Source organism: Vibrio sp. ZF 223, assembly GCF_003050585.1.
Lineage (GTDB): Bacteria > Pseudomonadota > Gammaproteobacteria > Enterobacterales > Vibrionaceae > Vibrio > Vibrio crassostreae.
Genome location: NZ_PIGB01000004.1, coordinates 226,057 through 243,841 on the forward strand (window position 1 = coordinate 226,057; position 17,785 = coordinate 243,841).

Genomic DNA, 17,785 nt, shown 5'->3' on the forward strand with positions numbered 1-17,785 from the left:
CCTAATAATAAACTTGAGTATAATTAAAATTAAACTCTTTATAATCAATCTATTAGTTTGATAATTAAATTCTCAGACGATCTCAAAAACAACCCAAACATTCAAGACCAAATATAAAAACTCATCCCGTTTTTCTCTTTTCCAATAAAAGAGATAAAGCGAAGAATGAGTTTTATTTTTGGAGGGTATTTATTTAGAACAGCCTGCTATTAAAATATATTTCAATTTAATCCATATTATTAACGAACTTCAGCGAGACTAGCCAAGTAGTTATTCGTTAAATAGAAGCCACTGAATCTCTCAATAAAGTCTGCAGGAACGGTTTTATAGGTCAAGCCAGATTCAATCAGCGCCGCTTGCCACTTCTGTACTTTTGGAAAGCCTTCAAGCATATCAAAACCTGAGCCCTCTTTAATCACTGACGCTCGGTGCAACAGTGGTAGCCAAGCGATGTCGACGTTAGAGATGTAATCGCCTTTAAAGAAGTCGCTGTCACCCAACTTATTCTCGGCCTTTTGGCAAAATTTTTGAAGATTCGTTAAACGCGTTTCAAAAGTTTCTTTGTCTTTACTGCCCATCGTTCCACATTGTGGCATGTAATGTTTGCTTGCCTGATAAGACCAAGCACGATCTAGTGCTTTTTGCTCGGCAGACACCTCTTCTATCGGCGCGTATTTATCGTCCAGGTATTCGACAATTGCATCTGACTCAAAAAGAACCGTGTCATTTTCTGTAATCAATACTGGCACTTGTCCGTTTGGCGAAATATCTAGGAACCATTGAGGTTTATTGTTTAGCTCAATGTATTCAATTTCAAATGGGACATTTTTCATTACCAAAGCACCCATTACACGTTGAACGAATGGGCAGTTTTTAAAGCTAACAAGTTTAATCATGGTTTACTCCGAATTAGGTCATTAATTTGTATTTGTACCCCTAAGACGAACGCCAAAACCGAAAGACGAAAAATAATTCTATTTTTTTGGAAATAATTAAATGCGGAGATAACTAAAGACAGTCACTTTAGATAGGAACTTTAATTAGTAACTCTAGGTAGGAGCTTTAGACCATATGTTTGAATGCCTAATTACGCGCAGCTAGACGATCAAAGATAATGCAATAGACGCCATGATCACGCCAACGACAAATTCCAACACCTTCCACGCTCTCGGGTTCTTAAACATTGGAGCCAAGAAGCGTGCGCCATATCCAAGTGAAAAGAAGAACACAAACGACGCCGATACGGCACCAGCACCAAACAACATTTGATTAGGTTGATATTGAGTTGAGATAGAACCCAGCAATACCACAGTATCCAAATACACATGCGGATTAAGCCAAGTGAACGCCAAACACATCGCCATCGCTTTAGTTAATGAGTCTTTGGTTTCAGCAGTGGCTTCTAAGGCGTGATTTTCAGTGAATGCTGAACGGAAGCTTAAGAATGAATAGACACCCAAAAAGATAGCCCCACCATAACGGGCGAACTGCTCAATTTGTGGGAATTGCTTAACGATTGCGCCGAAGCCTGTTACACCAAAACTAATGAGTAAGACATCAGAAATTGCACATACAGCGCAAACTGCCAATACGTGTTGATTCTTTAGACCTTGCTTTAAAACAAACGCATTTTGAGAACCAATCGCAAGGATTAGCGAAAGCCCAAGGGAGAAACCAGCAAAATAAGTCGTCATAGAATGTACTTCGAATCGGTTAGAATAATCATAAGTTACTATAAAACAGAGTAATTTTTCATAAAATTTACAATATGATCACATGCGCGTTACACAGCACAAAACCAAAATCTTTAATTTGCAACTGAATGCATACCAGGGCTACTTTCTGTTTTCGATTTTAGGAATGTAATCAAAGGAAGAAACATGATTAAAAAGCTGTGTTCAACACTGATAATTTGGGCAATAGCCAGCCAAGCACTCGCAACATCACTTTACTATATAAACCGCACTGACAAACCCATATTGATAAACTTTTCAGTAGACTCCAGTGCGCCTGTCAGTAATGGTTACCAATACAGGTTAACAGGAAATGACTTAGTAATTTGGCCCTATCAAAAAGCTAAAGTGGCTGATTTTAATCGATATTATGGGATTGTGAATGGCGCTACATATGATTACTTTCTGACAATATCACGATTGACTGATGAGGGAACATGGGAAGTCAAACCGCAAGAACCCGTTGCTCAACTTAAGTTGGTTGGTCATAGTTCAGGTACAACGCTGTCTTATGGGTATAAAGATCAAGGGATGATGACCGACTACAACCCATATATTCTTCATCGTTATAACCAAGATGGATATCACTCTGAGTTCGGTGTTAAGGCTATATACACGTCAGGCTTTGACGACGTTGAATTTGTAGTCTCAGAACATACGATCAATGATTTTGATCAAGACCCAAATACCTTGAACGTTGGGTCATATAACCTATGGATGCTCCCCGGCGTATCATCAAACATTACAAGTCGTGCAAGTGTCTTGGACCACACTCTCTCCGGATATGACGTACTCACACTTCAAGAAGCTTTTTCTTCAGACCGAGAGATCCTATTCAACGCTCTAGCAGAGGAATATGCATTTAGAACAGAGGTAGTAGGAGGTGGCACTAGTGCGATGTACGACGGAGGCGTGGTCACTTTTAGTCGCCATCCAATTATTGAAACCGACAGTATAGTTTTTGAACACTGCTCCGGAACTGATTGTTACGCAGATAAAGGCGTCGTCTATACCAAAGTCGACAAAGATGGTGAGATATACCATATATTCAACACTCACCTAGCATCATTTAATACGCCAGCAGCCAAACGTCTAAGACGCCTACAGCTAGGACTGATGCGAACCTTTATGCTGACTAAAGGCATACCTTCCAACGAAGCGGTTATCTATGCTGGAGACTTCAATATCGATAAAAATAGCGACTTCGTGGAATACCTTTTAATGCTAGCTACGTTGGATGTTGATCCTCCAGAATTCAGAGGCTACACCAATGCAACCTTTGACCCGACGATTAACCCGTATGCCGCTTATAAGTATTCAGGTGGCGCTGATGTAGAGTATCTGGATTACGTTTTTGTTAGCAGAGTGCATAGACTAGCAACAAGTAATACTAATACGGTCAAGCTTCATCAAAGGTTGAGCTCTGACACTTGGGGAAGTTGGCACCTTTCAGACCATTTTGCCGTCAACGGAAACTTTGAATTTAGCTCTCACGAAGACTAAGCTCCTTGATCTTGGCTCTTTCAAAAGCACTTCAATGCTGAGTGAGAGCCAAAACCATCCCCTGCAACTAACAAACTAATCAATTGATTTTAAACGCCTTTAATTCCAACTCTTAATTTTATAAATATTGCTTTTATTAATAGAATTTAGCTCAAACTTTGAGACTTTAAAATCAATCACAGTGAGATCTTCCTACCATTTCATTGATCAAACGAATGATACAAGTCTGATTGCATATTACCTTTTGACTGCTTTTTGAGCGGGCATTTCCCTCTCTCAGAACTGACCGCGTGCTTTCATAAAGCTTCGCTGAAGAGTCAGTTCTTGTGGCACAACTATTTAGTCGCACAATGATAAGGATGCAACACACATGAATCACGGACAAAGACTCACCACGCTTGCGTTGGCTATTATGGCTTCGGCTCACGTATCAGCTTCTACTCTCAATGAAAATAGCACAGAGTCGCAACCTGCCAACTCACCTTTCATCCAAGATGTAAAAGGGACGATTGTCGAGGATTACTCGCGAGAAACTATTCAACCTTCATTTTTCTCGATGAGAATGATGAGCAACGCTGATGAACAGCGCGGTGATTGGTTTAATTTAACGGCAAGCTACACAAGAATTCAGGGTGTGGGTTCTGATGTGGTATACGACTACTTGATGCCCCCTCTTCAACCACAACCAGTCATCGTTGCCGTTCTTGATTCGGGTGTCGACGTTGAACACGAAGACCTCAAAAACAAGCTTTGGACCAATGAAGGAGAGATCCCAGACAACGGTATCGATGATGATGGCAATGGCTACATCGATGATGTTCATGGTTGGAATTTTCTTGGTAACTCATTAGGCATTAACGTTGACCAGGACACGCTAGAAGTCACTAGAGAATACAAAAAGTACCTTGAGTTAAAAGAGAACGGACATTGGATTCCGCGTAAGAAGCGTGAGTATTATCAAGATGTTGAATCCGATTACTTGTCGTCTCTAAAAGATGACCAAGATGCGTTGAATCGTGTAACGACAGCAACTGACCAAGCCAATGAGTTCAAAGAACAGATTCTTCAGTTCGTCGATCAAAAAGACTTTTCTACTAACGGTCTGAAAACACTGTTAGATAGTGAGAATGCTAGCGTCGTTACTGCAGCTGAAGGGCTTTTGAGTGTGTTTGATTCATGGTATTCATTTGAATATCTGGAATCACGTCGTAGCCGTTACCAAGACTCTCTGGATTTCCATCTTAACTTAGAGCTCGACACGCGTGGCGATATTGTTTGGGATGACATCTCGAACCCTTGGGAAAAAGGCTACGGCAACAACGATGTGAAAGGCCCTGTTGGTTCGCACGGTACACACGTTGCTGGAATCATCGCTGCAGAGCGTAACAACTCAGTGGGTATTGATGGTGTGGCAGATCATGCTCAAATCATGGCGGTACGTATGGTGCCAAATGGCGATGAGCGGGACAAGGACATTGCCAATGCAGTGCGTTACGCCGTCGATAATGGCGCGAAGATCATTAACATGAGCTTTGGTAAAAGCTACTCGCCACGTAAATACATCGTCGACCACGCATTCCGTTACGCGGCTCGTAAAGGCGTTTTGATCGTTCACTCTGCGGGGAACAGCCGTAACGATAACGACATCAAACCAAGCTTTCCAAACCGCTACGCGAAGCACTACCGTTCAAAGCCTATTTCAACATGGTTAGATGTGGGTGCATCAGCAAAATATGCCGACGAAACGTTAGTGGCGAGCTTTAGTAACTTCGGCCAGAAATCAGTTGATGTGTTTGCACCTGGGTACCGCATTTTATCAACCACTCCGGGAAACACCTACGGTTCGAAAAGTGGCACAAGTATGGCTGCACCTGTCGTGTCCGGCGTCGCGGCATTAGTTTGGTCTCGCTACCCTGACCTATCCGTCAAAGAGCTTAAGGCAATGTTGATGGGCGAATCGAAAGTCTACCCAGAGCTGTTAGTTAAAAAGCCTTCTAGCCCTGAAGATTTGGTTCCGTTCAACACACTTTCTATCTCAGGAAGTATTGTGGATGCTGAAGCTATTTTCGCAGAGCTAGAAAATCGCTAACGTTTTAGTCATTGACCGGATAATCGTCATTCCCTAAAGCGAGGTACGAGCGTGATAGGGAATCTCTCTCTGCGGTTAGAGATTCCACATACCTCGTCCCTCGGTTCTGGAATGACGCTGGGGAATCAAGTCACCCCAGTTCTGGAATGACGAGAGGAAATAGCGTGAATATTGTATTCGTTATTTCTGACTACAGAAGCTACAACCCCGTCACTCTCTAAAGCGAGGTACACCCCCTCCGTCATTCCCTACAGTGAGGAACGAACGTGATAGGGAATCTCTCTTTGCGATGTAGTCACTTCTAACACAATTCGATACTCATAAACTGGCTGTGCGGGTCCAATATATAATCTGCAAATGGTTCACAGTATCCAAAGCCAAACTTTTCATACAGGTTACGCGCTGCCTTAAAGTAGTCTTCTGAACCTGTCTCTAAACTGATTGTCTGATACTTGCGAATGGCTGCGGTATCCAATACATGTTGTAAAAGTTGGCTAGCAACACCTGACTTTCGAGCAAACTGTGAGGTTCTCATCGATTTGAGTTCAGCGTGTTGGGTATTTAACTCTTTAATCGCAACACACCCAAGCAATTGACTGTCTTTCCAAGCACTAAAAAAGGTAATCTCTGGCGACTTGAGCCCATCCAGATCCAGAGCATGAACACTTTCGGGTGGTGATGTTGCGTACATATCAGCGAGATGCTCTTCTAGTAAGCCTATTACTTCCCCACCCGATAAGTCATCAAGCTTGATGATTATTGAAGTACCGATTTCCACAGAGTCCTTTGCGTTTGGTGCTGATTCCATTGTCTTAACTTTCCTTGTTTAGCTCGCTTATTTAGCTTTAATTACTGATCTACTTTCCTGAATTGTTTCCTTTTCAAGAACTGGGTTAAAACCAGTAAAATTACTGATTTATCATAAAATTTTAAATGTCACACTTAGTTTACCTAGATACCATAATTTTCCAATCTAGTCTCGTCATAAAAAAGCTCCGCAAAGACCTTGGGGTCGCTACATCGAGTGAGAAAAACCTATTTCAGTTAACGAATAAGTAATCCGGTAGATATGAGTATTCAACTAGATTTAACCACCACTTTGGCCTGTCAAAACTTCGACTCAGCACAAGGGTGTATGACACTTCAAGATCATCGAGTTGTTGATGTCGACAACGAGATCGCTCAAATCTTTGGTTATAAAAACCGTGGTGAGTTATTACGCAATGTTGATTTTGTATATGCCTTGGTACCTGATAGTTACCAAAATCTAGTCAAGCAACGCTATCTAGAAGCAATAAAAGGCAAGCTTAAGAAAGGAAAATTGTACACAGACATTCCCACTCATGGCCGTAATATCTCCATATTTTGCTTATCGCACATTGTTGAATTGAATAACAAGCCCGCTCTTAAAGTGAACATCATTGACATCACCTCTGTGGTAGAAGCGCAACGTCAACGCCACGAAACCGATCGTATGTATAGAAAGCTACTCAGTACATCGAAGCAAGGCATTTTGATTCATCGCAATTTCAAACCTTTAATGGTCAACCAAGCTTGGGTTGAACAACAAGGCGCGACATCGATCGAACATGTGTTATCTATGGAGTCGGTTATTTCAATCGTTCCTGAAGAACAACGCCAATCGGCAATAAAACGTTGCCATAATATCCTTAACGGCAATCCACCTAGCTTTAGTTCTGTCGTCATCAATCAGTGCTTTGATGGGACAAAGAAGTACTTCAATCTCTATGACAACGTGATTAACTGGGAAGGTGAAGACGCAATTCAGGTCGTGCTTGAAGAAGTGACAGATAAAGTATTGTTGGAAAAAGAATTACTGCATCGTGCTATGCATGACGACTTAACGCAGGCACTCAATCGTCGGGCGATTTATGATTGGATAAAGAAGCCAATGAATCAGAGAATCGAAATGTCTTGTATGTTGATTGACATTGATGACTTTAAGTTGATAAACGATCAGTTTGGTCACACCGTTGGTGACACTGTCATTAAGCACTTAGCTGACACTATAAAAACTCACGTTGAATTGCTCCATGGCGTAGTGGGACGCTGGGGTGGTGAAGAGTTTATTGTGTTCATTCCTAATGCGAAACCTGCGTATACCCAAATCATTGGTGAACGTATTTGTCATTCATTTAATCAACATATTTTTATTGGTGCTAATCGCCGTCCGTTTAGGTCCAGTGTCAGTATTGGAATGACCAGTCGATGTATTTGTCGTTCCTCGAACTCAGTCAATACTCTCATTAAAGTCACCGATGACGCACTTTATAGAGCAAAAGCAAACGGCAAAAACCAAGTTTCAATAAATAATGAATCGGTTTGTATCGAAGCGTGTTCGTAACGGCTGAAGCTATCTCGCTTTGATGATATTTTTCCATACTCCTAACAGTGAATCATCAGTGTTTAGTTAGTGACAAAGTTGGAATTAAAGTGCATGAGCATGTTGAATATTTTATTGCGAATTCCACATTTCGGTATATGATGCGCCACCCCAATTTTTTCAGCAAATGCTGCAGGCAAACATGTCCGCCAACGCGCTCTATACCGACCTATCGGGTTACTATGATTTAATGTGTGTTGATATTGACTACCAAGCGCAAAGTCACTGCGTTCGTAGGCTACATCAGATTTTTGGAAATGAAGGAAAAACTCACCTAGACCTCGGTTGTGGTACTGGCCCACACGTTCGTCACTTTATTGATTATGGTTATCAAAGTAACGGGCTTGACTTAAACCAACCCATGTTAGATATCGCTCAACTACGCTGCCCTGAAGCCAGCTTTTCTGTTCAGAACATGAGTAATTTTGAAGTCTCTGAGCCGTTCGATCTTATTACTTGTTTCTTGTATTCGATCCACTACAACGATGGCATCGAGAAGTTAAAAGAGTGCATTGCTAGCGTTCACAAAGCGCTAAAACAAGGCGGTGTGTTCTGCTTTAACGTTGTCGATAAAGATAAGATCAGCAATGATCTGTTTGTTCGACACACCACAAACCAAGAACAAGATGACTTTACCTTCCGTTCAGGGTGGTACTACTCTGGTCACGGTGATAAGCAAGCGCTAAAGCTTAGTATCGAAAAAACGACTGCAGGTGAAACTCAAGTTTGGAATGATGAACACCCGATGGTGGCATTCTCGTTTAAGGAGTTAATCGAGATATTAAAGCCCTACTTTGAGGTTAATATCTTCGAGCACGATTACGACAAGCTGATTCCTTGGGATACTCAGTCCGGCAATGCTCTTGTCACTTGTGTAAAAATCTAACACTCTTCGATACCTATGTGCACTCAATTACGAGCGCCCAAATCAAAAGAACCCACACGACGTTAAGTCATGTGGGTTCTTTGTTTTATATGTATCTACCTACCGAATCAAACACAGATTGATTAGAAGTCAGCGGTCATACCTATGTAGTAGGTACGTGGCTCTTCAACATAACCAATGTACTCTAACTCATCTGATACTGACTCATCCGTTAGGTTTGAGATACCTGCACGTAGTCGTACTGAGTCATTCACATTGTAAACCGTACCGATGTTCAATGTTGTGTAAGCGTCTTGCGTTAGGTCGCTGTCAATCTGGCGCTCGCCACGGTAACGTGCACTCACGAAAGTGCTTAGATCGTAAGTTGGGTTCCAGTTAAGTTTCACAAAGCCTGAATGCTTGTAACGCTCAAGTAGCTCTTCACCTGTCGACTTGTCTTCTGTATCTAGGTAAGTGTAGTTACCAGAAACGGCCCACTCGTCAGAGATTTGGTACATACCGCCAAGCTCAACACCTTGAATGATAGCTTCAGACACGTTTTGGTGCGTCTTCGCGCCCAAATCTCCCGTTGGTGTACCGTCAGGGTTTTCACATTGAAGAGCACTTTCGTTCCAATCACCACCTTGCGGGCAGTAACCTTGTGTTCTTTCGATAAGGTCATTAATCTCATTGCGGAATAACGCCGCTTCTACATTCCAACGTGGCTGTGTGTATACCGTCGCAAGTTCGTAGTTAATGCTTGTCTCTGGATTTAGATCTTCATTACCCACCAACGCACAACCACCCTTGCAGCTTGAAACTGTGTAGTCAGATTGGTTTTGAGTCAATGTTGGGGCCTTGAATGCCTTGCCTACACCACCTTTAATGATTAGGTCGTTCGTTGTTTGGTGAACCAAGTACACACGTGGGCTGAACTCTTCGCCGTACAGTTCGTGTTTATCCAAACGACCACCGAACGTTGCGGTTAGGCTGTCTGTCATGACCCATTGGTCTTGCACAAACAATGCGCCTTGATATGCTTCCGACATTCCGCTCGATAGGTTTTCTTTGTTAGTTAGTTCACTTAACTGGTAGTCCATTCCAAATGTCAGCGTGTGGCTGTAACCAAGGTAAGTGGTAGCAGATGCTTCAACAATTTGAGTGAGCTCTTCGATATCGCTGCTGAAGTTATTGCCTAGATCGGCTGCATCGTTATCAGTCACGTTCTCGCGCGAATAACGAACTTGAGTATCACCCCAGCTCCAGAAACCACTGTGTGTAATTGCTTGGCTGTGACGCACGACACGAGTGTCTGACTCAATAACCGATTTCGCACTTTCTGCCGCTGATTCACGTTCGTCATCGCTGTAACCAAAATCAAAATCGATGGTTTGGTTATCTGTCATGTGCCATGTCAGGCTTGCAAGCATGCTTAGCGTGTCGCGTTCTTCTAGAGCTGTTACGTCTGAACGGTCGTAGCCAGAACTGTGTGTACCAGAATATGGTTGCCATGCATTACGGCTTGTTTGATTAACAGAAAGTCGAGCGAACAACTCATCTTCAATCAATGCACCAGACGTTGTGAAGCCCATTGAGTACTCTTCGCCCCCATCACCATCAAGCGGCGATGAAGTGTCCATGCTCAATGTAGAGCTCCAATCATTTTCTGGAGCCTTAGTGATGATGTTGATTGTACCGCCCATACCATCTGAACCATAAAGTGCAGACATTGGGCCACGGATGATTTCAACACGTTCGATTGAATCTGCTGGGATAGTAGAAAGGTCGAAGTCATTACCACGGATGATGGCACTTGCCGAGCTGAGACGACGGCCATTTACCATGATAAGCGTATAATCAGAATCCATACCACGAATAGAGATCATCTGACGACCAGCACGTGTGCTATCGAAGTCAGACTCAACACTGGTTGATTCAGCAACGATGTCAGCCAAGGTAATACCTGGGCTGTCTTCAATGTCTTGTGCAGTGATAACCGACATTGAAGCAGGCGCTTGTTTTAGTGCCATTTCGGTACGAGTTGCCGTAACTACCATTTGCTCATCTGTTGCTTGCGCTTCTTCTTGCGCTAACACGTTAGCTGAAAGTGACGTACAAATAACAGCGACTGCGATCGAAAGGGGTTTACGAACCAAAAGAGGTTTGCGAATCAAAAGAGATCTCTCAGACATGATATTTATTCTTATATGTGATTGGTAATGATAATGGTTTGCATTAAATAACCTAGTACCATTCTTATCAACGAAAGTTTCATACCAAAAATTGATTCTCGTTATTCACCTTTCAAATAACAAAACAAAGATATATTCATTTCAATGGCACTATTAAAATCACATTCACCATCCAGATAAATCAGGTGTATATCTCTTTAAATAGATTGCGAACCCATCGACACATAGGATCATTGTGGAAACGCTTGTGCCAATATAGATACACATCTTCTGATGGGCTTCTGATGGCTTTGGGTACGCGTTTACAAATTAAATCTCTTTGATTAGCGGCTTGTGTGGCAAACGGTGTCGGTAAGTGAAAGATGATGTCAGTCGTCTCAGCGATATCTGCAGCAATATTAAAATTAGACAGCTGAATCGGAATCGATAGTTGGCGCTGCTTATCAATCAAGCCTAAATCTTTAAAGCGATTTTCAATGGAGAGTTTTTTGTCACCTTGCAGCGAGATCTGGCCTAGTTGGCTGTTAAGTAAATCATCGACTGTGATCTCTTTGTCTGCCAACGGGTGGTCTTTGCTCATCAATAAGCGATAATCACGGCTAATAACGAACATTCGATACAGATTCTGCTCAGAACTTAACGGTTCATGCGTTGACAACACGAAGTGCGCATCGCCCGACAACAAAGGTTCGAAGTGACGTTTAGGGATGGAGTCAATATCAACAACCATGTTCGGTGCTTGTTTTCGAATTTGTGCCACGACTTTTGGCAATAAGTGAGAAACCTGAGGAACCAAGCCAAAAAAGCGAACGGTATTGTCACTAGTCTGAGGTTCAAATACGTCTCCGTGAACCAGCTTTTCTAAGCGCGTAAGTACAGAATTAAGATCTTGCTTGATCGCTTCCGCTTTTGGCGTCAATTCATAGCCATAAGCCGCTCTCACCAACAAATCATCGTTAAATACAGTGCGCAGTTTTTGCAGCGAACGACTCACCGTTGGCTGACTCATATCGAGTGCCAATGCCGTGTTGGACACATGCTTTTCTTCTAAAAGGTGCTTAAGGATGACTAAGAGGTTAAGGTCGACTTGCGCTAGATTCATTATTTAGATATTCACAAAATTGAAAATTCATTGTGCGCATAGTGCATCTATCAATCCATTAATACAATTGATAATCACTCTTATTTTTATCTAAAGCAAAGTCCTCTATCGACTTAGCCATTATGTGTGACAACAATGAAAATGAGCCCATGATTCCATTTCGTTTAAGCAATAAAAAAGAGAGGCACATGGCCTCTCTTTGATCGTTTCTAGTTTCTAGTTTCTAGTTTCTAGTACACAATTAACTTAGCTTACAGCTTTGTCCAAGCATCTTGCCAGTATTGGCTTTCTGCAGGAGCGTAAGATGCGCTTGCACACCAAGCCGTGTATGGCCAAGGCTTACATTCATATAAACCATTATCACTGCCCACTACAATGTCACCTGCTGCGTAGTTTGTGCCTGCTTCATATGGAGGGTAATCACCTGGAGGTGGTGTACCACCACCACCGTCTTTCACAGAGAACGAATTATTCACCATGACCATTTCACCATCCGAAGCAGTACCAACTACTTCAAGTGAGTATTGGCCGTCAGTTACGTCATTCAAAACGATGGTGATTGTTTGGCTATCTACGAGGTTTACTTTAGTCTGTTCAACTAAAATACCTGCACTATTTAACACCATTGCAGTCACATCCATTGCTTCGTTTGACGTTAGTGTCAGATCCAAGCGGACATCACCGTTATCAGGTGCGTATTCAGACTGGAGACCCGAAACTTCAAGTTCAGGATCTGTACCCGGCTCAGGGTTACCACCGCAAGAAGAATCTGAAACCTTTCTCCAAACGCCCCACTCACCTGTCGTTCCCGGCTCTTCGCCACGAGTGTACCAGCCAGATCCCCACGTTGAACCGTCGTGTGACACTTGGTCGCCTTCAACATAAACCGTTTCGGCATCCCATGCAGCAGCACAGTTAGAACCGTCAGTCACAGACACTTTACGTTCAGCAGTGACGGTTTGATGCGCACTGTCTGTCACACTATATACAAGCGAGTAGTTGCCCATTTCATTCACATCGACACTGCCAGTGTGTGTAATAGAACTCGTTAGGTCACCATCTTCTGCATCATTCGCCGTCACACCTGCCATTGGGTCGAATGCAGAACCAAGTATTACTGTCGTATCAGATATGCCATCGAATACTGGTTTTTGGCTGTAAACTTCTACCGTTCTTGCTTTGGTTGTCTCGTTGTTGTCACTGTCTTTCACACGGTACGTCAGAACGTAAGTGCCAATAACCGCTGTTTCAACATATCCTTCAACATCAATTGAAGACGTTAAATCGCCGTCTTCTTTGTCTGTTGCAGTTACGCCTTCCATAGGGTCAAATGCGCTGCCATGAAGAACACGCGCATTTTCAACGCCTTTCAGCACTGGCTCACCTTCAACCGGTGGCGGTGTCACTTGCCCATGAACAAATGGGCCGTAATCTTTGATGAACTGTTCGTTGTATTGTTGGCCGTTCTTATCGGTGCCCATGTCCCAGTTGATAGACCACGTCATTACACCACGCAAAGGTTGGCCTTGAGTCGTTAAGGTCTCAAATGCGTCGTAAAGATCTTGAGGATCTTGCACGAAGCCCGTCGCTGCAGCATCAATGCTCGAAGGGATACCAAACACTAACTTGTCGTGTGGGATCTTGTGGAAGCCACGAGTACCGTTGATTAGAGAATCAGAAATGTAGTAGATGAACTCTTCTTTCAATTCATCATTGTTTTGTGCAATCCAACCGATACCATCAACCCAAATACCATCGCCACCTTGATTGTAGAATTGAGGGTTAATCCAGTCGTAGTAACCTTCTAGATTGTCGATGTATGGTACATATTTACCACCAGACGTTAAGTACGGAAATTCAGGCGCCATCGTGATGAGGAAGTTTTTGCCTTCAGCACGGTAATGGTCTTTCACCAGTTTTAACGCATCAGGAATAACAGTTTGGTTGTTGGCTGCGGTTACCGCGGCTTGCTCCAGATCGATATCCAGACCATCGAATCCGTAACGCTCAGTCAGACGAATAATTTCATCAGCAAAGGCTCTTTCATCACCGGTTTCTAGTTCTACATGTGCATCAGCACCACCCAGCGCTATCAGGACAGAACGACCTTGCTTGTTGAGTTCTGAGATTTGGTCAATAAATTGTTGTTCTGACAGCCCAATGGTTGGGTCCAGTTTAAAAGTTGGGATTCGACCATCAGCCACATCGTACACTTTCATGAATGACACATTCACGATGTTGTACATTGGGTTCACTTCATCCAGCGTTACACATGGCGCATTACCACCTTGGTAGCCACCGCCGTCACACCAGTTATGCCAATAGCCAACCACGACGCCAGAGTCTGGATTCGTCATATCTGAACCATTCGCATAAACAGCGCCAGACATTGCGGCCATTCCGACAGATACCGCTAATTGCAGAGCTTTACGTTTCAACATCAATTCCATTTCCTTACTCAACAGCTGTGCCCATCACAACCGAATCAATTCATTTTAGCCATGAATATTTATAGACAAGTAATGGAATTTATAAGAAAAGATGACCTTTGATTTAACTTGTGATTTTAAGTCACGGATTGAATATAAGAATCAATATGATTTTGACTTTTCATTCAAATTGAAATGCTAAAATATTGATTTATCGAGCTAAATTATTGACAGCGCAAATGAATCTGGAATCTTAATTCACATAAGTAATTAAGATGAATGTGTGAAAATAGTTAAGTGGACACGCTCGGCTAAAAATAAGAGCAAAAGGTCTAGAAACCCTTATGTTTACTGACCTAACAGAGATTTATCATTGCGAGTGATATCACTAAAATTGATTAGATTTATTAGCTATACATATGCTAGATGTGTACACGAACAACCAAAAATGTAGGTGACAATTATTGTATTTTCAGTTTTCAGATCGAGAGTTAACTATCGATACAATTGCCCAGTTGTGAATAATAACTCTCAATTGATGAAATAAAATTCATCTTATTTTCTTCAGTGAGTTGATTGATGCCAGCTGCTGCTTTTCTTCCACCCCCCGTTTCAAAACTAGAGCAAATTTCGTCTGCACCCGTTCTATTTGATAACGGCGCTCTCAAGCTCACAGTATAAGATTCACCATCTTGGTTTTTAGTTAACACTGCTTGCGCTCGGCCTGGGTCTTGATTAACGATTTCATTGCCAAAGACACCACTAATACGCCTTGCCCAAGTCTCACTTGGCAATTCAAACACACGCGCGACTTCACTCTCATATATTGGTCCTAGGTTTGATAGGTGTTGGTTGTCACTTTGATAAGCTGTACGAAGACGATAGAAAACTGAACCTTTGTCATCTAGGAGAGAAAACGGATTCGGATATTGATAGAGAGCTTGGTAAAGCTTGATTGGCGTGAAGTGCAAGTCACTCAGTGACGAGCCGTAGCCGTTGTAATTAATGAGAGTACCCAGTTCTTCCAAAAAATCAGTTTGGGATCGGTCAAAGCCATTTTCTAACGCTAATTGTGAAGCTACCGCTTTTAAATTATCACCAAAGGCAGCAGCAATGGCCCACGCAACATACTCACCCTTTAACTTCTGATTTATCAACAAACTGGTGCAACATTCAGGTGCCGTATTAACTAAAGTATCAAGATGCTTAGACTGAGGTATATCGCCTGTGCGATGGTGGTCGCAATAGAACACTTCAACGTTGGCCTCAAGTAACGAGTGTAAAGCCGGAAGGTTCTTCTCCATCGATACATCTAGGACCGTAACAGACGCAACATCCGCTTGATCGCCCTGCTCCGCCAATTTAGAGACCACTTGAGAAACCAACTTGATATCACGCTTTACACCAGTGATCAGTACAGTTTCTTTTGGCTCATTTAGGCGCAGTTGCAGCAAAGCGATGATGCCGTCTGCGTCTCCGTTGAATACGTCGTAGTGCATGTTATCCCTCTTCCTATAGATTTAACCGTTTGTCAGAAACGCGCCAGTACGTTCGTTCATTCGATAGTCTGTCATTATTTTACTTATATATCACAGATACTTAAGTCTATTTTGGAATGCCTTATTCTTATTTCTATCTGTTCATGAACTTGCCTATCCATTAGGTACAAAAAAGCGCAGATAATCCGCGCCTTTCGCTTGAGTTGTTTGGCTGCACTTCTTTAATGCAACTAGGTTGATTCTAAGATGTCTTAAACTGCGCGACCGCTTGGTCCATATCGTTTGCTTGCTCTGCGACTTTATCCACTTCGACTAAACAGTGCTGCGCCGAAGCGTTATTATCATTCGAGATAGTGTTCAGCTCAGTGATTGAGTCGCTTACTTGCGCCATTACTGCGCCCTGCTCTTCAATTGCAGAAGCAATACGTTCAGAGTTGCCTTGAATGCTTTCCATGTCACTTAAGATCAGCTGTAGGCTTGCATCAAGCTCTTCTGAATCTTTTAGTGTTAATTGACCTTGTTGATTGCACTCACCAATTTCGGTCATCGAAGCATTCATTTGGCTCTGAATTGCCGTGACTACACTGGTAATTTCAGTGGTTGATTGGTGCGTTCTGCTTGCCAGCGCTCGTACTTCATCTGCAACCACCGCGAAGCCACGACCTTGTTCACCCGCACGTGCCGCTTCAATCGCCGCGTTCAATGCCAATAGGTTGGTTTGTTCTGCAATGCCTTGGATGATGTTTACTGCATCGCCAATTTGATCAACATGATGGTTCAGTGAGCTAATCGAATCTTGGCTGCTTGAAAGGCGTTCAGACAACTGAGTAATATTGTCGATGGTCGCGACAACCACTTCGCGGCCCTTGTCAGCATTCACTTTCGCTTGATGAACACCTTCTGCAGCAACCGATGTGCTTTCAGAGATCTCGCCAATGGTAAGTACCATCTCTTGTACTGACGTTGTCATGGTCGAGGTGTGGTTAGCTTGCACTTCAAACTGCTTGATGACCGATTCAAGCTCATCATGCATGTTCGATGTGCTTTGAGTCAGTTGAAGTGACTTAGATTGAGATGCCGCGATAAGCCCTTCAAGTTGATCAAGTAATTGATTGAAGTATTGGCCTAACGTGCTCAGTTCGTCTTTGCCATCTAGGTGTGAACGAATCGACACATCGTTAGAATCCACGATGTTGCGGATCACTGAAAGCAATGACTCAATCTTACCAATAATAGAACGGACGATTAACCAGCTGAACAGAATGATCGACACAAGTAACGTGACGCAAAGGGTGTTGTTGATCAGCGACAGTTTGTCCATCTCTTGTTGGGTTTCTTGCTCTAACACGGCAGAGAACTCTTTGAATTGAGTTTCAATCGCATGAGAACCTGAGCGTGCTTGTCCTAACAGACCTTCATTATGCTTTATGCCAATCACACGTTTCTGTTCAACCACTTGACGCGCAGCATCTATCAAAGCAGTAGAGCTTGCCGTATTAGAGGTAATAGACAGAACACTCGGGTCGAATGTGCCCTTTTCAATCAGGTCATTAAACAGGTACAGCTCGACTTTTTGTTCAGCGCTGACTGTTGCACTGATGCTGTCTAACTCTTCATGAAATTGACCAAGCAAGCCTTTGTCTCGTGCTAATCCATACACTTCGCTCGCTTTTACTAAGTTCACAAAGCTTGTATGGTACGTTTCAATGTCTTCACGCAAGTGTGTGCTGTTCGCTAAACCCAAGTCGTTCAGCACGGCGTTAAGTTCTGATTCAGACGCTAGGAATTTGTTGTAGTTAACATCGAACTTGTCGAGGTATTTCAAATCACTGCGCAATAAGAAGTCTTTCTCGTTTCGGCGAAGGTTGAGCAATCGCACTTCGAGTTCTTTGGTTATTTGTTTGGCTTCGCTCATTTGAGCGGTGGTGTCTGCGAATTGTGAGGTGGTAAACAGCAATGAAATCATGCC

Annotated in this window: 12 protein-coding genes; 4 read left to right on the top strand and 8 right to left on the bottom strand. The window is 42.8% G+C overall.

The window, feature by feature from the left end; all coding sequences use genetic code 11:
- Window positions 1–239: 239 nt before the first annotated feature.
- Window positions 240–896, bottom strand: a complete 657-nt coding sequence (locus CWO13_RS10920) for a glutathione S-transferase family protein (protein ID WP_108082929.1) — start codon at window positions 894–896, stop codon at window positions 240–242.
- Between the two features lie 201 nt (window positions 897–1,097).
- Window positions 1,098–1,694, bottom strand: a complete 597-nt coding sequence (locus CWO13_RS10925) for a LysE/ArgO family amino acid transporter (RefSeq protein ID WP_102479694.1) — start codon at window positions 1,692–1,694, stop codon at window positions 1,098–1,100.
- A 186-nt stretch (window positions 1,695–1,880) separates the two neighbouring features.
- Between CWO13_RS10925 and CWO13_RS10930 the strand changes: the two genes are divergently transcribed.
- Both CWO13_RS10930 and CWO13_RS10935 read left to right on the top strand, forming a co-directional pair.
- Window positions 1,881–3,236 carry a sphingomyelin phosphodiesterase gene (locus CWO13_RS10930; protein WP_108082930.1) on the top strand — a complete coding sequence of 452 codons (1,356 nt, stop codon included), beginning with the start codon at window positions 1,881–1,883 and terminating at the stop codon, window positions 3,234–3,236.
- Between the two features lie 370 nt (window positions 3,237–3,606).
- Window positions 3,607–5,325 (top strand): S8 family peptidase, encoded by a 1,719-nt coding sequence (locus CWO13_RS10935; protein WP_108082931.1) that lies wholly within the window; start codon window positions 3,607–3,609, stop codon window positions 5,323–5,325.
- Between the two features lie 301 nt (window positions 5,326–5,626).
- Here the strand turns inward: CWO13_RS10935 and CWO13_RS10940 are convergent, their stop codons facing one another.
- Complete coding sequence (locus tag CWO13_RS10940; protein WP_102433450.1) at window positions 5,627–6,133, bottom strand: GNAT family N-acetyltransferase; 507 nt, start codon at window positions 6,131–6,133, stop codon at window positions 5,627–5,629.
- A 261-nt stretch (window positions 6,134–6,394) separates the two neighbouring features.
- Between CWO13_RS10940 and CWO13_RS10945 the strand changes: the two genes are divergently transcribed.
- Together CWO13_RS10945 and CWO13_RS10950 are read left to right on the top strand one after the other, a co-directional pair.
- A complete protein-coding gene (locus CWO13_RS10945; protein ID WP_108082932.1) occupies window positions 6,395–7,690 on the top strand; it encodes a sensor domain-containing diguanylate cyclase in 1,296 nt (431 codons plus the stop codon).
- A 181-nt stretch (window positions 7,691–7,871) separates the two neighbouring features.
- On the top strand, window positions 7,872–8,615 hold the full coding sequence (locus CWO13_RS10950) for a class I SAM-dependent DNA methyltransferase (protein WP_055318724.1): 744 nt from the start codon (window positions 7,872–7,874) through the stop codon (window positions 8,613–8,615).
- Window positions 8,616–8,737: 122 nt separating this feature from the next.
- Here the strand turns inward: CWO13_RS10950 and CWO13_RS10955 are convergent, their stop codons facing one another.
- From CWO13_RS10955 to CWO13_RS10975, 5 genes are all read right to left on the bottom strand, one after another.
- A complete protein-coding gene (locus CWO13_RS10955; RefSeq protein ID WP_107899328.1) occupies window positions 8,738–10,786 on the bottom strand; it encodes a TonB-dependent receptor domain-containing protein in 2,049 nt (682 codons plus the stop codon).
- Window positions 10,787–10,967: 181 nt separating this feature from the next.
- Window positions 10,968–11,888 (bottom strand): LysR family transcriptional regulator, encoded by a 921-nt coding sequence (locus tag CWO13_RS10960; RefSeq protein ID WP_029226004.1) that lies wholly within the window; start codon window positions 11,886–11,888, stop codon window positions 10,968–10,970.
- 251 nt (window positions 11,889–12,139) lie between these two features.
- On the bottom strand, window positions 12,140–14,329 hold the full coding sequence (locus tag CWO13_RS10965; RefSeq protein WP_108082933.1) for an immunoglobulin-like domain-containing protein: 2,190 nt from the start codon (window positions 14,327–14,329) through the stop codon (window positions 12,140–12,142).
- A gap of 479 nt (window positions 14,330–14,808) precedes the next feature.
- Complete coding sequence (locus CWO13_RS10970) at window positions 14,809–15,816, bottom strand: acetyltransferase (RefSeq protein WP_108082934.1); 1,008 nt, start codon at window positions 15,814–15,816, stop codon at window positions 14,809–14,811.
- 241 nt (window positions 15,817–16,057) lie between these two features.
- Complete coding sequence (locus tag CWO13_RS10975; RefSeq protein ID WP_108083007.1) at window positions 16,058–17,782, bottom strand: methyl-accepting chemotaxis protein; 1,725 nt, start codon at window positions 17,780–17,782, stop codon at window positions 16,058–16,060.
- Window positions 17,783–17,785 lie beyond the last annotated feature (3 nt).